20 protein-coding genes are annotated in these 15,984 nt (G+C 68.3%); 9 read left to right on the forward strand and 11 right to left on the reverse strand.

Features of this window, described 5'->3' with window-relative positions; all coding sequences use genetic code 11:
• Nucleotides 1-17: 17 nt before the first annotated feature.
• On the forward strand, nucleotides 18-881 hold the full coding sequence (gene prmC, locus V1227_RS34000) for a peptide chain release factor N(5)-glutamine methyltransferase (protein ID WP_329794175.1): 864 nt from the start codon (nucleotides 18-20) through the stop codon (nucleotides 879-881).
• A 7-nt stretch (nucleotides 882-888) separates the two neighbouring features.
• Here prmC and V1227_RS34005 read toward each other — a convergent pair whose 3' ends face one another.
• The 11 genes from V1227_RS34005 to V1227_RS34055 form a co-directional block, all read right to left on the reverse strand.
• The gene (locus tag V1227_RS34005) at nucleotides 889-1,212 is read right to left on the reverse strand and encodes a hypothetical protein (RefSeq protein ID WP_329789315.1); all 324 of its coding nucleotides are present in this window, start codon (nucleotides 1,210-1,212) and stop codon (nucleotides 889-891) included.
• Complete coding sequence (locus V1227_RS34010) at nucleotides 1,209-2,033, reverse strand: hypothetical protein (protein ID WP_329789316.1); 825 nt, start codon at nucleotides 2,031-2,033, stop codon at nucleotides 1,209-1,211. Before V1227_RS34010 ends, V1227_RS34005 begins: the two co-directional genes overlap by 4 nt.
• Nucleotides 2,034-2,294: 261 nt before the next feature.
• Entirely contained in the window at nucleotides 2,295-2,660 is a 366-nt protein-coding gene (locus V1227_RS34015; RefSeq protein WP_329789317.1) for a hypothetical protein, read from the reverse strand.
• A gap of 643 nt (nucleotides 2,661-3,303) precedes the next feature.
• Complete coding sequence (locus V1227_RS34020) at nucleotides 3,304-3,930, reverse strand: hypothetical protein (RefSeq protein ID WP_329789318.1); 627 nt, start codon at nucleotides 3,928-3,930, stop codon at nucleotides 3,304-3,306.
• Nucleotides 3,931-3,949: 19 nt separating this feature from the next.
• Complete coding sequence (locus V1227_RS34025) at nucleotides 3,950-5,197, reverse strand: hypothetical protein (protein WP_329789319.1); 1,248 nt, start codon at nucleotides 5,195-5,197, stop codon at nucleotides 3,950-3,952.
• A gap of 2 nt (nucleotides 5,198-5,199) precedes the next feature.
• Entirely contained in the window at nucleotides 5,200-5,496 is a 297-nt protein-coding gene (locus tag V1227_RS34030; protein ID WP_329789320.1) for a type VII secretion target, read from the reverse strand.
• Nucleotides 5,493-5,975 (reverse strand): YbaB/EbfC family nucleoid-associated protein, encoded by a 483-nt coding sequence (locus tag V1227_RS34035; protein WP_329789321.1) that lies wholly within the window; start codon nucleotides 5,973-5,975, stop codon nucleotides 5,493-5,495. Before V1227_RS34035 ends, V1227_RS34030 begins: the two co-directional genes overlap by 4 nt.
• Nucleotides 5,972-6,724: an ESX secretion-associated protein EspG gene (locus V1227_RS34040; protein ID WP_329789322.1), complete on the reverse strand. Its 753-nt coding sequence runs from the start codon at nucleotides 6,722-6,724 to the stop codon at nucleotides 5,972-5,974. Before V1227_RS34040 ends, V1227_RS34035 begins: the two co-directional genes overlap by 4 nt.
• The gene (locus V1227_RS34045) at nucleotides 6,721-7,983 is read right to left on the reverse strand and encodes a hypothetical protein (RefSeq protein WP_329789323.1); all 1,263 of its coding nucleotides are present in this window, start codon (nucleotides 7,981-7,983) and stop codon (nucleotides 6,721-6,723) included. The genes V1227_RS34040 and V1227_RS34045 overlap by 4 nt, the downstream gene beginning before the upstream one ends.
• A gap of 22 nt (nucleotides 7,984-8,005) precedes the next feature.
• Entirely contained in the window at nucleotides 8,006-8,548 is a 543-nt protein-coding gene (locus V1227_RS34050; protein ID WP_329789324.1) for a DUF3558 family protein, read from the reverse strand.
• The gene (locus V1227_RS34055) at nucleotides 8,548-8,991 is read right to left on the reverse strand and encodes a hypothetical protein (RefSeq protein ID WP_329789325.1); all 444 of its coding nucleotides are present in this window, start codon (nucleotides 8,989-8,991) and stop codon (nucleotides 8,548-8,550) included. Before V1227_RS34055 ends, V1227_RS34050 begins: the two co-directional genes overlap by 1 nt.
• Before the next feature lie 229 nt (nucleotides 8,992-9,220).
• On the opposite strand from V1227_RS34055, the gene V1227_RS34060 reads away from it, so the two are divergent.
• The 8 genes from V1227_RS34060 (at nucleotide 9,221) to atpA (ending at nucleotide 15,984) form a co-directional block, all read left to right on the forward strand.
• Nucleotides 9,221-9,871: an L-threonylcarbamoyladenylate synthase gene (locus V1227_RS34060; protein ID WP_236216535.1), complete on the forward strand. Its 651-nt coding sequence runs from the start codon at nucleotides 9,221-9,223 to the stop codon at nucleotides 9,869-9,871.
• 80 nt (nucleotides 9,872-9,951) lie between these two features.
• The gene (locus tag V1227_RS34065; RefSeq protein ID WP_090095205.1) at nucleotides 9,952-11,091 is read left to right on the forward strand and encodes a glycosyltransferase family 4 protein; all 1,140 of its coding nucleotides are present in this window, start codon (nucleotides 9,952-9,954) and stop codon (nucleotides 11,089-11,091) included.
• A 96-nt stretch (nucleotides 11,092-11,187) separates the two neighbouring features.
• On the forward strand, nucleotides 11,188-11,634 hold the full coding sequence (locus V1227_RS34070; RefSeq protein ID WP_329789326.1) for a hypothetical protein: 447 nt from the start codon (nucleotides 11,188-11,190) through the stop codon (nucleotides 11,632-11,634).
• Nucleotides 11,635-11,783: 149 nt separating this feature from the next.
• Nucleotides 11,784-12,560, forward strand: a complete 777-nt coding sequence (gene atpB / locus V1227_RS34075) for a F0F1 ATP synthase subunit A (protein ID WP_090095208.1) — start codon at nucleotides 11,784-11,786, stop codon at nucleotides 12,558-12,560.
• A gap of 64 nt (nucleotides 12,561-12,624) precedes the next feature.
• The gene (locus tag V1227_RS34080) at nucleotides 12,625-12,876 is read left to right on the forward strand and encodes an ATP F0F1 synthase subunit C (RefSeq protein ID WP_090095210.1); all 252 of its coding nucleotides are present in this window, start codon (nucleotides 12,625-12,627) and stop codon (nucleotides 12,874-12,876) included.
• 29 nt (nucleotides 12,877-12,905) lie between these two features.
• Entirely contained in the window at nucleotides 12,906-13,454 is a 549-nt protein-coding gene (locus V1227_RS34085) for a F0F1 ATP synthase subunit B (protein ID WP_425412407.1), read from the forward strand.
• A 3-nt stretch (nucleotides 13,455-13,457) separates the two neighbouring features.
• Nucleotides 13,458-14,291, forward strand: coding sequence for a F0F1 ATP synthase subunit delta (locus V1227_RS34090; RefSeq protein ID WP_329794176.1), 834 nt, complete (start codon nucleotides 13,458-13,460; stop codon nucleotides 14,289-14,291).
• A gap of 46 nt (nucleotides 14,292-14,337) precedes the next feature.
• Nucleotides 14,338-15,984 (forward strand): F0F1 ATP synthase subunit alpha, encoded by a 1,647-nt coding sequence (atpA, locus tag V1227_RS34095; protein WP_329789327.1) that lies wholly within the window; start codon nucleotides 14,338-14,340, stop codon nucleotides 15,982-15,984.

Below are 15,984 nucleotides of genomic sequence, written 5' to 3' on the forward strand. Positions count from 1 at the left end.
ATAGCTTCCTCCCGATGATGAACCGGCAGCCGCTCCGCCTCGCGATCTCCGAGGCGGCCAAGATCCTCGCCGAGGCGGGGGTGGACAGTCCGCGCGTCGACGCGGAGTACCTGGCCGCGCACGTGCTCGGGGTCGAGCGCGGACGGCTGCCGCTCATCCCGCTGGTCGACCCGCCGGTGATCGACCAGCTGCACAAGCTCGTGCGCACGCGTGCCTCGCGCGTTCCGCTGCAGCACATCCTCGGCTGGGCGCCGATGGGCTCCATCTCGGTCGAGGTCGGGCCGGGGGTGTTCGTGCCGCGGCCCGAGACCGAACTGCTGATGGAGTGGGGCCTGAAGGCGCTTTCCGGCGCTTCCTCACCCGTCGTCGTGGATCTCTGCACCGGAACGGGCGCGCTGGCGCTGGCGATCGCCGCCGCTCGTCCCGACGCGGTGGTGCACGCGGTGGAGATCGACCCGCAAGCGCTTGCGTGGACGCGTCGCAACGCGGACGCGCGGGTCGCCGCCGGGGACACGCCGATCCGGTTGCACTCCGGTGACGCCACGGACCCGTCCCTGCTGTCCGATCTGGACGGCCAGGTGGACCTCGTGGTGTGCAACCCGCCCTATGTGCCGGAGGGAACGCCCGTGCAGCCCGAGGTGGGCGTGCACGACCCGCACCACGCGGTGTTCTCCGGGCAGGACGGGCTGGACGTGATCCGGCACGTCGTGCGGGCCGCCGCGCGGTGGCTCAAGCCCGGCGGGTCCGTCGGCATCGAGCACGACGACACGCAGGGGGAGTCCGTGCCGGCGCTGCTGTCCGCGCGCCGGGTGCTCACGGACGTCGCCGGCCACCTGGACCTCGCGGGGCGGCCCCGGTTCGCGACCGCCCGCAGGGTCTAGCACTTCCTCAGTAGAGGGCGTCGAAGGCCTTCGCCAGGTCCTTCATCTGCTCGCCGAGGCCCCGGTCCGCGAGCTTGTCCATGAGGTGCCCCGCGACGTCCCTGCTGGGCTTCGGCTTGCGCGCCTCGGCCCGCAGGTCGTCGACCGCCTCGATGGTCGTCGTGGCCGCCCTGGCGTCGTCGAGGTCCTGCCGCAACTCGTCGAGCAGTCGCAGGACGGCGCTCACGTCCTTGATGTGTCCGATGTGGACGTCCCCGGCCCTGGCGCGCCCGCTGGTGCCGACGTTGCTGCCGATCACGGGGCCGAGGATCTCGAACTTGCGGTCGTTCATGATCGTCCTTTGGTGGTGTTGCCCGCCCGTGCCTTGCCGGCCGTGGCGGTGTTGCTGCAGATGACCGGTCCGGTGAACGGGCGGTAGCCGTGGTAGACGATGACCTGCGCCACGTCCGGGTCGTCAGGCCCGCCGTCCTCGTCGGTGGGGTAGAGCGCGAGCGCTTCGGCGTAGTTCGCGTGCCCAAGCCGCCGGATCGTCCATTCGTTTCGCCACAGCTCCCGCTCGCCCTTGCCGGTGCGGAAACCGTTGCGGCGGAAGCTCTTCGTGACCAGCAGCCAGACGATCACCCGATCCGCCAGCAGCACCGCGAAGACCAGCGCGATCCCGATGATCACGAGCGCGAACTCGGCGTCGCTGTTCACCGGCCCGCACTCCTCCAACCTGCGCCTGCAGTAGTTGCTGGTGTCGTCGAGCTCTTCCATGAACCTGAACAGCGCGAAGAAGAGCGCGATCACGCTGGCGGTCAAGCCGAGCACGGCCGGCCCCCGAACGGCCGTCGAGGCCTGCCGCTGACGCAGCGAGGCCAGCCGTGACCCGGTCGCGGCCGAGACGACCGCGGCGATCAGCAGCCACGCCACCAGCACCGCCCCGGTCGCGGCGAACAGCACCACGACCGACAACACCAGCAACAGTCCGTCGCGCACCTTCCGCCGCGTGCGCCCCGCCACCGCCTCCCGCAACACCGCGCCGACGTTGACCCCGGGCGAGCGCGGAATCGACCGGGTGGACTCCACCAGGTACTCGCGAATGGCCGAGTCCGCGAACTCCTCGTCGCGGTGAGCGGCTCCGCAGAGGAAGCGGGTGGTGTCGTCGCGCACCCCCGAAGAATCGTTTCCCTTCGCCGCCGTCGGCGTTGACATTGTCCTGTCCACTTTCTGTCATTGAATCGAGCACTTCTTGTTTGTGCTGGTCAGAGACGTTGTGCGACATGGGCAACACGATTTTCCATTCCGATGGTGGCACAATAGTCGGTCCTGATCAGAATGGGGTGGAAGTGGCGGAAGCGCGAATTGTCAATGCGCCGGAAGAAGGCAGATGACGCCCTCGTCGGATGCTCCTGCGATCCGTTGCTTCCTGACCTACGCACGCCAGGACGACGTGGTGATGGACTTCGTGGGCCGTTCGCCGAAGCCCTGCGCCACTACGCCTATGCCGACCGCGGCCGAGCCCTGGAGATCTTCCTCGACCGCGAGGCCATCGGCTGGGGCGACCTCGTCCAGCCGACCCTGCGCGCCGCGGTCCGCAGCGCCACGGTCCTGCTGCCCGTGCTGACCCGCCGCTACTTCGCCCGCCCGTACTGCCGCGAGGAACTGTTCCTGTTCCACAACCAGGCCTCCGCGGACGACGTTCACGGCCTGCTGCTGCCCGTCGTCCTGCTGGGCGAGGACCACCTGACCGAGGACAACCCGGACCTGGCCGTGCAGATCGTCGTGGAACGCCGGCACCACAGCGTCCGCGAGGCGTGGATCGAGGGCCCGGACTCCCCGGTGTGGCGCCGCACCATGCTGACCCTGGCCTCCGCGATCGTGGACAACGTCGAAGCAGCCGAACGCGCGTTGACCTCTACCCCGACTCCCACCGCGGCCGACGTTCCCGCCGTGCTGTCCCAGCTGTCGCTGGACGTCGATTCCGCCACCCGCACCGCCGGCTCCGTCGTCGCGGAGTTCCACGCGCTGCTGGCCACCGGCTCCCCGGACTTCTCTCCCGGTGCCACCCGCCTCCGTGAGGCCGCCCTGACGTTCGAACGCCAAGCCTTCGAAGCCGACCGCTCCTCCGCGCGGCCCGCGCTTCCAGCGCCACCCTGGCCGTGGCCGACCTGGGCGACCTGCTCGCGGGCATCGAAGCGCTGCTCACCGCCTGGAGACCTCCGACGTGCCGATCCGCCTGGCGATGGCGGCGTTCCGCGAAGGCCTCACCGCGCTGCGCAGCGGTCTGAGAGTCGCGAAGTCGTGGTTGAAGTTGCCAATTCCTGGCCAATAACTCGACGTTTCGTCGCACTGCGGCCAAGCGGTCGTACGTTCTCGGCGGGGAGGGCACGCGGTCACGCGCTACGAGGATCCGCCGCCTCGCGCGTGACCGCGTGTGCGCCTACAGGAAGTCCCTGCCGAGCTCACGCCGTGCCGCCGGCTTGCCCGGCTTCCACCGACGTCGCTTCAGGACGGCCACGACGAAGGCCACGCCCGCGACTGCCGAGATGGGCACGAGGGCCGTGCGCCACCAGGTCACCTCGCTCGGTTCGAGCACCCTCATCACCCCGGTGCGGTCGATCACCAGGTCGACACGATCACCGGTCCCGCGTACCTCGTCCTGGCCACCGGCCGGGAAGTGAGCCGCGATCTTCCGTTCACCGCACAGGAGGTCGTTGCTGTACTTGGTCGCCGACTTGCTGCCGGTGTGCTCGTTCACCGAGGTGACCGCACAGCCGGGCACCTGCTCGCCGAACACCGCGAGCCAGGCGGCCTGACCGCCCACCACGCTCAGGCCCGTCACGACGAGCACGGCCAACGGCGCGGCCAGGAGACCGGACGAGTTCGGTCGAAGCTTCAGCATCGCGAAACCGGCCAGGAAGGCGCAGAGGACCACGACGGGGACGGCGACGAGCGGTGCCATGCCCGGCATGCCGGTCAGGAAGCCGCAGACGAACCCGGCGAGCAGGGCGAGGCTCAGCAGGACTGCGTACCGCTGTCGGCGACGAGGTTCTCGGGGCGTGCTCACAGCTTCCGCTCTCTTCACGTCACAGGTCCAGGTAGCCGTGTTGCCGTTCGAAGGCCTTCCGCTGTTCCTTCGGGACACCCTCCGACTGCAGCTCGTCCTGTTTCGACGTCTCCCGCAGGACATCCGCCCCGAGCTTGATCTGGAAACCGCCGTCCACCACGTTCGGCACCGAGTGCGGCGTGACGGAGCCATCGGCTTTCGTGACCGGCTTGAACGGCGTGTACGCGTCGACGGCGTCCTGCTGCCACGGTTTTGACGGCACCTTCTCCGCGTAAGGCTCCTCGTACCTGTTCTTCCAGGTGTTGCCGGCGTTCCCGTAACCTTCCGCGAACTCCTTGCCGCCCTGCTTGAGCTTGTCGAACGCCTCGCCTGCGGTCGGCCTCGCCCGTCCCCAGTCCTCGAGCCGTTTGCCGGCATCGCTCACCGCGTCCGCCCTCGGCGTGGAGGGCGTCCGGGGTGCGCTCGGCGTATCCACCGCTTGGCCGCCCTTGCCGAACCGTGCAAGCCGGGCCAGCACGTCGCCGAGCTTCGCGAAGAGGTCCTTCAGCCTGCCCGCGATCCTGGTGACGACCTTCATCAGCTTGGCGATCTGCTGCGTGATCTTGCCGAGGACGACCGCGCCGCGCCCGACTGCCCACGCGGAGAACGCCGCGATCGAGCTGCCCAGCGACACCCAGGACGAAGCGAGCGCGATGACCGCGTTGCGGATGACCTCGTAGACGAACATGGCGACGAGATCGCGGAGCATGCCGCGCACGGCTGCCGTGATCGTGCCGGCGGTCGCGATCTGTTCACCGACCACCGCGCACGACTTGCTCACCGCGGCGATCTCCTCGGCCAGCTGGCCCTGGCTCGACCGGAAGCGACTGGCCGCGGTCTCCTGCCACGAGCCGACCTGGTTCTGCACCGCGGTCCGCTGCTCCTGGGCGATCTGCGCGAGCGCCATCGACACCTGGTTCCACGTGCCGACCGCGGCCTTGATCTTGTCGCCGTTGCCCGCGAGCAGGTCCAGCGGCTCCCGCAGGAAGCTGAGGTGTTCGATGAGCCAGCCGATGCCGGCCGTGGCCAGCGCGCCGACCGGGTCCATGAACACGCCCAGCGCGTCGAGGCCCAGGGCGGCGGCGTTCAGCCCCAGCTCGGTGACATCTCCTTCACCGAGCCTGCCCATCGAGTCGACCGTCTGCGCGAGTGACTCGAACACCCCGGCACCGGCGAAGTTCTCCGGCCGGCTCCACTCCTCGCCGCCCTTCAGATCGGTGAAGGTCATGGTCAACCTCCGAACCGCGAGCGGTTGGCGTCCTCGTTCTGCTCGTAGAACAGCGCGGTCGCCTTCGTCGTCTCGGCAGCGTCTCCGACGCCCCTGGCCAGCTGCCGGATGAGCTCGACCGTCTTGTGCGCGGCTTTTTCCGCGTCGTTCGCGAAGAACTGCAGCAACAAGCCGAACGTGTCTCCTCCAAGGCTCACCTGGGAGGCTTTGGACGCAGCCGCTTCCACAGCCTGTTGCCGGGAGAACTGGTCCTTGGCGAACGAGTGCAGCTCGCCTGGGTCCACCTGGAAGCCGGTCACCGCAGCACGCTCCCGAAGCCGTCCTCGTCGTCGTCCGCAGGCCGCGGAGGCCGTGGCGGTGCGGGTTTCTGGGCCGGCGCGTTCCACGAGACCTCGCGCATGACCTGGCCGTCCTCGGGCGGAGGTGGCTGTTCCTCTTCCTCCGGCTGCGGGATGAAGCTGCGCAGGAAGTCCATCGCCTCGGTGCCGCCGAACTCGGGCTCCACAATGGACGCCACCTGCTCGGCGGCCTGGATCTGGGCCTTCTGCACGGTCTGCATCACGAGCTGGCCCAGTTGCACGTGCGTCAGGCGCAGCGCAGCCGGCGAGAACTCGATGTGCTGCAACGCGCCGTTCGGTGCCACCCGGACCGTCACGGCCTCGTTGGGCGCGGTGACGGTGCTGCTGGCCTGCTGGATCTGCTCCTGCATCTGCTGGGAGCGTTGCTGGAGCTGCTGCGCCCTCGACTCTAGGTCCGCGATCATCTTCTCGGGGTTCATCGGTCGCTCGTCATCGCCAGGACCTGCCCCAGGTGCCTTGCCAGTCCCATGTTGTCGGCGGGGCCGATCGTGAACCAGCCGGCGCGGGCGGGCACGTTCGAGTAGCGCCCGGCCTTCGTGTCGATCCAGGTGACGGGCGGGAAGTCGCGCTTGGTGCGCCCCTGTCCCATCTGCACCAGGAAGTGGCCGTTGCCGATGGCCGGGCCGGTCAGCATCTGCTTGGCGAGGCGCACGTCGTCGTTCTCCGCCGCCCTGACCGCCTGGCGGAAGCCTTCCTGCCGCTGCGGCTGCTCCTCGAAGGCCTGCGCGGGCACCGTCACCGGCTTGCCCGGCCCCGGACGCCCCGGCGGCATGGCGTTGGCGAGGCTGGTCGCGATCTCGTTGGCCTGCACCAGGTTCAGCGTGATGCCGGTGTCCTCTTGGACCACCAGCACCGCGTACCCGCCGCGCGCCACCACGCTCGCCCGGACCACCGTCCGCCGGCTCATGTCCGGCATGCACAGCGCGATGACGCGGAGCTCGGGACGCGCCAGCAGGTTCAGCGCGTCCTCGAGGTCGGGCTCTGGCCTGCCGCGCCGCGCGAGGTTCCGGCGTTCGAGATCGGCGTGCACCGCCGCCTTGATGCGCGCACGCTCGTCGAGCGTCTCACCGTGCTGGTCGACCTCGAAGGGGTACGGGATGCTCCCCGCCTGCAGGTCCTCCCAGAGGACCTCGAACGCGGGCAGGGAGAGCTGAGCGATCTGCCTCATCCGCCGATCACCGGCGGCGCGACCATGCGATCGTCGTCGAAGAACTCGTCGGTGGGCACCAGGTAGTTGGACTTGTGCTCCTTGTCCTCCCCGCCCTGGCCACCCTGACCGGCGCCACCGGCACCCATGCCACCGGCGCCCGCCGCCCCGGCACGACCGGAGCCGGCGCCCGCGCCACCCGCGGCGGCGGCACCACCGCCGGGCCCCATGACACCGGCGCTGCCACCGGGGGTCGCCGGCCCGAAGCTGCCCATGCCACGACCGGCGCCCATGCCGCCGGGGCCACCCATGCCACGGCCACCACCGGCGCCGCCACCAGCACCGCCGCCGGGACCACCCGGTCCGCCGGGGCGCATGCCGGGCCCGCCAGGTCCGCTACCGGGAGGCCGGCCCTGCAGGCCACCGCCGGGCGGTCGCATGCCGGGCGGCAACATCCCGGGCGGGGTGAACGGCGGCCGGTTCTGGCCACCGGGGTTGTTCTGGTTGTTGCCGCCGGGCTGCAGCGACGGGTCCTTGACCTGAGGCGCGGCCCACGCGACGTTCGTGGTGCCGTTGTTGATGCCCGACGGCGTGGACGGCATGCCCGCGTTGCTGGTGCTGCTGAAGCGCTGGCTCGCGTTGACGTTGCTCAGGCTGTGCGAGCTGTTGGTGCTGCTTACCTGCGTGACGCCCTGGTCCTGCGTGACCTGGGGCGTGGACTCCATGGTGGGCATGGACATCGCGGCGGACATCATCGTGTTGTCGCGCGTCTGCATGACCTGGACGGCTTCTTCTTTGGCGCCCTGCTGCTTGTTGTACGTCGCCATCATCTCGATGGGCGCGCCCACCATCATGACGGGGTTGACGATGCCGCCCTTGTTCGTCAGCCAGTCGCCGGCGATGGAGAGGGGGTCGAACTTCACGGGGTCGGGCATGGAGCTCTTGGCCTGAGCCGCCGCTTCACGCTGCTGTTCGATGGCGCTCGCGGTGCGGGTGAACCCGTCGCCGGTCGTTTCCGCGAACGTCCCCACTTTGGCGAGCGCTGCTCGAACGCCCTCGGCGGCCTTGCCCGTCCAAGCGGACTGGGAGCCGTTCACGAGGATGCTGAAATCGGTGGCCAGATCCTTGAACGTTTCGCCCAGCGCCTTCCAGGCGTCGCTGACCGCGGTTGCCGTGTCAGGGATGTAGTTCTGGGTGACCTGGGCCTTCATCTGCTCGTGTTGCAGGCCCGGGTAGTTCGCGTCCGGCATGGGGACAGCGGGTTTGACGACGGGTGCCATGAGGATCCCCCCTCGGAGTTCGTTACGGCAGTTTCGGCGCGATCAGTTCGGCGGCTTTGGACGCGCGGTCGCAAGCGGCCGCGGTGTCGGTCGAAGTGATCCCGATGTTCCCGATGATCGAAACCGAGGACGACTCGCTCACCGCGATGAAGTACGTGCAAGCGCCCTTGGCTCCGTCCGGAGCCTCCACTTTGGTCACGTCGTACTTGCCGATCTTGGTTTGCGACTTGGCGCCGTTGTCGGTGTTCAGGTCCTTGACGCCGGAATCAGTGCGGATGCCGACGCGCAGGCCACCCTTGCCACTCTCGTTCCAGTCGCAACCCTGAGAGGTTCCGACTTTCGCTGCTTCGCCTGCGGCCTTCAGGCCGACCGTCGTCAGCTCGGCTTCCGTGAGCAGTCCGCAGGGCTCTGCTGCCAGCGCCTCCAGGCCTGAGGCGGAGTTGGAGTCGCTGGTGGGAGCAGTGCTGCCGGCTGTCGGCGTCGGTGTGCCCGTCGTGCCGGCGCTGGTGCAGCCGGTAGCGAGCACGCTCAGGCCGATCGTCGTGGCGATGAGGATGCGCTTCATTACTTCCCGAGTTTCTTGAGCGAGTCAGCGCCCGCTTGGTCAACGTTCGTGTACGACGCTCGGCTCTTCTCGATCTGCGTCTTGAGCTCGTCGAGCGCTGTGCCGAGATCTCTGAGGGTCTGCTGGGCCGCGAGGCCGAACGTCCTGTTCCCCCGGCTGATCACCTCGGCGTACCCGCCACCGAGCTTGGTCTCCTGGGCCAGCTCCAGCGACCTCTGGCCGACCTGCTCGAGCTCGAGCTTCATCGCGTCGAGCTTCTTGATCATGGCGTCGACCAGATGAGGGTCGACGGACAGTTGCTGGGTCTCGACGGCCACGGCCACGGCTTTGCCGGCGGCCATCACGGCGCTGAGACCGCCGTCGAAGATGCTGTTCCAGGTACCCCCGGCGGCCTTGTCGGCGAAACTGCCGATCTTGCCGCTCGCCACCACTTCCTCGGACACAGGAACTCGACCCTCCCCCATTGCGCTCTGTGGTCGACTCATGACCATACAGTTGTGCGCCCGTTCGGTGGATGCGTTGAACTACTTAGCCCTGTTTGGGTTAAAACTTCGGCTGGTCAGCGTGTTGTGGTCACCAAAACTGAGAATGGAAGCGCAGGTCCGAGCCGATGTCCCGGACTGTGCGCACCTGCATGCGGTGAGAGCAGCGGGGCTGGCTAGGCTCAGCGAGGTGAGCACGGTCTACGACTGCAGCGAACCTGACAACCGCGCGGCCGGACTGGCCGCTGCCGCCGGTGCGGTGCGCAGCGGACGCCTCGTCGTCCTGCCCACCGACACCGTCTACGGGATCGGCTGCGACGCGTTCGACGCCGAAGCCGTCCGGAGTCTCCTCGACGCCAAGGGGCGCGGGCCCGACATGCCCGTGCCCGTGCTGGTCGGGTCCTGGACCACCATCGACGGGTTGGTCCTGAGCGTGCCCCGGCAGGCTCGGGCGCTCATCGAGGCCTTCTGGCCCGGTGGGTTGAGCATCGTGCTGCCGCACGCGCCGAGTCTCGCCTGGGATCTCGGGCAGACGCGCGGCACGGTGATGTTGCGCATGCCGTTGCACCCGGTGGCGCTCGAGTTGTTGCGCGATGTCGGGCCGATGGCCGTGTCCAGCGCGAACAAGACGGGGCACGCGCCGGCCGCCAGTGCCCAGGAGGCGCGGGACCAGCTCGGTGACGCCGTGCCCGTGTACCTCGACGGTGGTCTCAGCGGCGAGAACATCGCCTCGACCATCGTGGACCTCACGGGGCCGGATGCGTTGATCCTGCGTGAGGGTGCGGTCAGCAAGAAGGACGTCGACGAGGTGCTCGGCATCGAGGTTGAAGTCGCTCGCTGACGAGCGGCTGCCAGAATGATCATGCTGCCGCGAGTACCGTGGCGTGCACCCCGAACAGACCCCGATTGATTGGTAGGCCCGTGGGGCCCGCATCCTCGTTCGTCCTTCCCGTGCGCGAGTACCTGCTCGTCGCGCTGATTGCTGCCGTGGTGACGTTCCTGCTCGTCGGTCTGGTGCGCGCGCTCGCGTTCCGGGTCGGGGCGGTGGCCTATCCGCGGCAACGGGACGTGCACGTGCAGCCGATGCCGCGCATGGGTGGTGTCGCCATCTACGGCGGCGTGCTGTGCGGCATGTTCGTGGCGCACCAGTTGCCGGTGCTGCGGGCGGCGTTCGACTTCTCCAACGATCCGTGGGGTGTCATCGTCGCGGGTGGCGTCATCGTGCTCGTGGGTGCGATCGATGACAGGTTCGAGCTCGACTCGCTCACCAAGCTGGCGGGACAGGTCACCGCGGCCGGCATCCTCGTGCTGTTCGGTCTGCAGTGGATGATTGCGTGGGTGCCGTGGGACGGCGGCGCGACCATCTCGCTGGACCAGAACCAGGGCGCGCTCCTGACCGTGTTGCTCGCGGTCACCATGATCAACGCGATGAACTTCGTCGACGGTCTCGACGGGCTCGCGGCCGGCATCGGCCTGATCGCCGCGGCGGCCACGGCGGTGTTCTCGATCGGTCTGCTCGTCGAACGCCAGGGCGCCGTGGAGGCCTACCCGCCGGCGCTGATCGCCGCCGTGCTGGCCGGCGCGTGCCTCGGCTTCCTGCCGCACAACTTCAACCCCGCGCGCATCTTCATGGGCGACTCGGGCTCGATGCTCATCGGCCTCATGCTCGCCGCCGCGACCACCAGTGCGTCCGGCAAGATCAACCAGGCCACGGGCAGCGCGGCCGACCTGCTCGGCCTGCTGTCGCCGTTGATCGTCGTGGCGGCGGTGTTGTTCGTGCCGCTGCTCGACCTGCTGATGGCGATCATCCGCAGGACCCGCCGCGGCGAGAGCCCGTTCTCCCCGGACAAGATGCACCTGCACCACCGGCTGCTCGAAATCGGCCACTCGCAGCGGCGCGCGGTCCTGCTCATCTACCTGTGGGCGGGAGTGCTGGCGTTCGGCGCGGTGGCTCTGACGCTGTTCGACCCCATCATCGTGGCCACGTGCTTCGTCATCGGGCTGATCGTGACGTTCGTGGTGTCGGTGATCCCGCGGCTGCGAGAAGCGCGCAAGTCCTGACGGGAATTGGCGCGCCATCTTGTTTGGAGCCGCTTAACCCTCGTTAACGAGGGGCTGCGCGCAAGGCCTCACGAGCCGGTTCCTAGACTTCGGGACATGAGCGACGCGGACAAGGCCGTCACGCACGAGCTGACCGTCCAGCGACTCGCCGGGGAAATGTTCCGCGAGGCCGCCTGGGCCGCGCTCGGCACGTTTGTCCTCGGCGTCGTCGTGTCAACGGTGATCTGGGGGACCGCTGGTCTCTTCGGATCATTGATCGGTGGTGCGATCGCCATCGGTTCGAGCCTCGGCACGCTGTTCCTGATGCGCAGGACGGCGTCTCTCGATCCGATGTTCGTGATGGTCGCCGCACTCGGTGGATTCATGGGCAAGCTGATCGTGCTGCTGCTCGCGGTGATCCTGCTGCGCAACCAGCCGTGGCTCGAACCCAAGGCACTCGGAATCACCCTGGTGGCGACTGTTCTCGTGACGTCGTTCCTGGAGGCCAGGGCCTCCAAGCGCAGCCGTAGTCAGATGGTGGTCCCCGCCTCCGAAGGCGCCTAGACCTGCTGATATGGTCCGCGCAGACCAGGGACACCCGATAGCAGGGGTGCCTCTGGCAGTCGCTTGCGAACCGTAAGGTACGTTAAGTCCAGATCGTGACGATTCCCCCGGCGGAGTGAACGCCGGCCGGGAGAACCGGAAGGAACACAGTGACCAAGTTGCTGGCTTCGGGGAGTGAGTTCGTCGCTCCCGGTGTGAAGGACTTCTTCCTCCCGCCGATCTTCGGTGACGTCACGAAGCCGATGGTCCTGCTGGTGCTGTCGATCTTGATCATCGGCGCCTTCTTCATTGCGGCGACCCGCAACCTCAAGGTCGTTCCCGGCAAGTTCCAGTTCGCCGCCGAGTCGCTTTACGACTTCGGGCGCAACAACATCGCCCGGGAGCAGATCGGTGCGAAGGACTTCAAGCCCTTCGTCCCGCTGATCCTCACGATCTTCTGCTTCATCCTCGTGAACAACCTGTTCGGGCTCATCCCGATCATCCAGTTCCCGACGATGTCGCACATCGGCTTCCCGCTCGCCGTTTCGTTGCTCGTTGTTTACCCGGTGTACCACTTCGTCGGGTTCAAGCGGCACGGCTTCGTGGGCTACTTGAAGCACCAGACGGTTCCGCCGGGCGCGCCGTGGTTCGTGCTCCCGCTGCTGATCCCGATCGAGTTCTTCCAGAAGTTCATCCTGAACCCGCTCACGCTGGCGATCCGAGTTTTCGCGGCCATGTTCGCGGGTCACCTCCTGCTGCTGGTGTTCACCCTGGCCGGTGAGTTCCTGCTGCTGAACGGCGGGCTGACCGTCATCGTGGCGCCGGTGTCCTTCGCCTTCGCCATCGCGCTGACCTTCCTGGAGGCACTGATCATGTGCCTGCAGGCCTACATCTTCGCGCTGCTGTCTGCCAGCTACATCGGCATGGCGCTGGCAGAAGAGCACTGAGAAACAGCACAAAGCCTCCGATCCGCGAACTCTCGCGGACCGAGTTGGAAAGGGAACAGCAACAGTGAGCGCTCTCCAGATCGCCCAGGACGCCGCCGTCAACATCAACCCGGGTCTTGCGGCCATCGGTTACGGCCTCGCCGCGATCGGCCCCGGCATCGGTGTGGGTCTGATCTTCTCCTCGGTCATCAGCGGCACCGCCCGCCAGCCCGAGGCCCGCGGCGTGCTGCTCGGCCTCGCGTGGACCACCTTCGCCATCGTCGAGGTCCTCGCGCTGATCGGCTTCGTCGTGTACTTCATCGCGACCGCCGGCTGACCTAACCCTTCAACGCGCTAGGAGACGTCGTGTACGACACCCTGATCCTGGCTGCGGGGGACGAGGTCAACCCCGTTATCCCGCACCCGGCAGAGATCATCCTCGGTCTCGTCGCGTTCCTGCTCCTCCTCTTCGTCATCAAGAAGTTCGTGTCACCGCGCTTCGAGGCGCTGTACGCGGAGCGGACGGCCAAGATCGAGGGTGGCATCGAGAAGGCGGAGCAGGCTCAGGCCGAAGCTCAGCGCACGCTCGAGCAGTACAAGGAGCAGCTGGCCGAGGCTCGCGCCGAGGCCGCGCGCATCCGCGACGACGCACGGGCCGAGGGCCTGCAGATCGTCGAGGAGCTGCGTGAGCAGGCGCAGGCCGAGTCGGCCCGCATCGTCGCGCAGGGCCAGCACCAGCTGGACGCGCAGCGCGCCCAGATCGTCGCCGAGCTGCGTGCCGACCTCGGCCGCACCGCCGTCGAGCTGGCGAGCAAGGTCGTGGGCGAGTCCCTCGAGGACGAGTCCCGCCGCCGCGGCACCGTCGACCGCTTCCTCAACGAGCTGGACGCCGTCGCGGCGCCCGCGAGCAAGTAGAGGCTGCCGATGACGTTGCATGCCGCAAGTCGTGAAGCTCTGGCAGCCGCGGAACTGCGGCTGCTGGAGCTGGCCGACGCCACCACGTCGACGGACGACCTCGCCACGCTCGGCGAGGAGCTCTTCGCCGTGCTCGGCCTGCTGATCGAGCAGCGGACGCTGCGCGGCGCGCTCGCCGACGCCTCGTCCGAGGCCGCCGGTCGTGAGCAGCTGCTCCGCGGCGTGTTCACGGGCAAGGTGAGCGACGCGACCCTGCAGGTCCTGGCCGCGGTCGTGACCGCGCGCTGGTCCAGCCCGCGTGAGCTCGTCGACGGCGTCGAGTCGCTGGCCCGCACCGCGCTGCTGGTGCGTGCCGAGCGCGACGGCCAGCTCGACTCGACCGAGGACGAGCTCTTCCGCCTCGGTCGCATCGTCGCCGGTTCGAACGAGCTCGAGCTGCTGCTGGCGGACCCCGCCGGCGACGCCGCGGGCAAGGTCGCGCTGGTCGGCTCCCTGATCCAGGGGAAGGTCAGCCCGGTCACCAAGACGCTGGTGGACCAGCTGGTCCGCAACCCGCGCGGGGTTCGCGTCGCGGACGGGCTCTCCGAGCTCGCCGACCTGGCGGCCAAGCGCCGTCAGCGTTCCGTCGCGCACGTGAAGTCCGCCGTGGAGCTGACCGCCGAGCAGGTCGACCGCTTGACCGCGACGCTGACCACGATCTACTCGCGCCCGATCGCGCTGCACGTGGAGGTCGACCCCTCGCTGGGCGGCGGCCTCTCGATCAAGATCGGCGACGAGATCATCGACGGAAGCATCGCCGGCCGGTTGGCGGCACTGCGCCGCAATCTCGCCAGCTAGCCCCCGAGCCCTTTCCCAAGAACGAAGAAGTGAGAGCAGGAACGACATGGCGGAGCTGACGATCTCGTCGGACGAGATCCGCAGTGCGATCGAGAAGTACGTCTCGAGCTACTCCCCGGAGGTCAGCCGGGAAGAGGTCGGTACCGTCTCCGAGACCTACGACGGCATCGCCATCGTCGAGGGCCTTCCGGGCACGATGACCAACGAGCTGCTCGAGTTCCCCGGTGGCGTCCTCGGCGTCGCCCTGAACCTCGAGGTCCGCGAGATCGGTGCGGTCATCCTCGGTGACTTCGACAAGATCGAAGAGGGCCAGGAGGTCCGCCGGACGGGCAAGGTCCTCTCCGTGCCGGTCGGCGACGGCTTCCTCGGCCGCGTCGTCAACCCGCTGGGTCAGCCGATCGACGGTCTCGGCGACATCGTCGCCGACGACACCCGCGCCCTCGAGCTGCAGGCCGCGACCGTGCTGCAGCGCCAGCCGGTGTCCGAGCCGATGCAGACCGGCATCAAGGCCATCGACGCGATGACCCCGATCGGCCGCGGTCAGCGCCAGCTGATCATCGGTGACCGCAAGACCGGCAAGACCGCGGTCTGCATCGACACGATCATCAACCAGAAGAAGGCCTGGGAGTCGGGCGACCCCAAGCAGCAGGTCCGCTGCGTGTACGTCGCCATCGGCCAGAAGGGCTCCACCATCGCGGGCGTCAAGACCGCGCTGGAGGAGGCGGGCGCTCTCGAGTACACGACGATCGTCGCCGCCCCGGCCTCCGACTCGGCCGGCTTCAAGTGGCTGGCGCCGTACACCGGCTCCGCCATCGGCCAGCACTGGATGTTCGAGGGCAAGCACGTCCTCATCATCTTCGACGACCTGACCAAGCAGGCCGAGGCGTACCGCGCCATCTCGCTGCTGCTGCGCCGTCCGCCGGGCCGCGAGGCCTACCCGGGCGACGTCTTCTACTTGCACTCGCGTCTGCTCGAGCGTTGCGCGAAGCTCTCGGACGACCTCGGCGGCGGTTCGATGACGGGTCTCCCGATCATCGAGACGAAGGCGAACGACGTGTCGGCGTACATCCCGACCAACGTCATCTCCATCACCGACGGTCAGTGCTTCCTCGAGTCCGACCTGTTCAACGCCGGTGTCCGCCCGGCCGTCAACGTGGGTATCTCGGTCTCCCGCGTCGGTGGTGCCGCGCAGATCAAGGCGATGAAGTCGGTCGCGGGCTCGCTGCGCCTCGACCTGTCGCAGTTCCGCGAGCTGGAGGCCTTCTCCGCGTTCGCGTCCGACCTCGACGCCGCGTCGCGCGCCCAGCTGGACCGCGGTGCCCGTCTGGTCGAGCTGCTCAAGCAGGGCCAGTACTCGCCGGTCCCCGTCGAGGAGCAGGTCGTCGAGATCTTCGCCGCGACCAAGGGTCACCTCGACGACGTCCCCGTCGCCGACATCCGCCGCTTCGTGGCCGAGTTCAAGGACTCGCTGCGCCGCAACCACGCCGACGTGCTCAACGGCATCGTGGAGACGAAGCAGTTCGGTGAGGACTCCCAGAAGCGCGTCGTCGACGCCGTCAAGGAGTTCAAGAAGCAGTTCACCGCTTCGGACGGCACGACCATCGTCAACGAGGCCCCCGAGAAGGCGCTCGACGCCGACAAGGTCGGCCAGGAGTCGGTGAAGGTCCACAAGCCCGAGCCCACCAAGAAGTGA

Origin of the sequence: Lentzea sp. DG1S-22 (genome assembly GCF_036321065.1) — a bacterium.
Lineage (GTDB): Bacteria > Actinomycetota > Actinomycetes > Mycobacteriales > Pseudonocardiaceae > Lentzea > Lentzea jiangxiensis.

Bases quoted from the DNA above. Each gene is read 5' to 3' on its own strand.
- prmC (WP_329794175.1), top strand. From the start codon at position 18: ATGAACCGGCAGCCGCTCCGCCTCGCGATCTCCGAGGCGGCCAAGATC.
- V1227_RS34005 (WP_329789315.1), bottom strand. From the start codon at position 1,212: ATGAACGACCGCAAGTTCGAGATCCTCGGCCCCGTGATCGGCAGCAAC.
- V1227_RS34025 (WP_329789319.1), bottom strand. From the start codon at position 5,197: ATGACCTTCACCGATCTGAAGGGCGGCGAGGAGTGGAGCCGGCCGGAG.
- V1227_RS34035 (WP_329789321.1), bottom strand. From the start codon at position 5,975: ATGAACCCCGAGAAGATGATCGCGGACCTAGAGTCGAGGGCGCAGCAG.
- V1227_RS34040 (WP_329789322.1), bottom strand. From the start codon at position 6,724: ATGAGGCAGATCGCTCAGCTCTCCCTGCCCGCGTTCGAGGTCCTCTGG.
- V1227_RS34045 (WP_329789323.1), bottom strand. From the start codon at position 7,983: ATGGCACCCGTCGTCAAACCCGCTGTCCCCATGCCGGACGCGAACTAC.
- V1227_RS34050 (WP_329789324.1), bottom strand. From the start codon at position 8,548: ATGAAGCGCATCCTCATCGCCACGACGATCGGCCTGAGCGTGCTCGCT.
- V1227_RS34070 (WP_329789326.1), top strand. From the start codon at position 11,188: ATGAGCGACGCGGACAAGGCCGTCACGCACGAGCTGACCGTCCAGCGA.
- atpA (WP_329789327.1), top strand. From the start codon at position 14,338: ATGGCGGAGCTGACGATCTCGTCGGACGAGATCCGCAGTGCGATCGAG.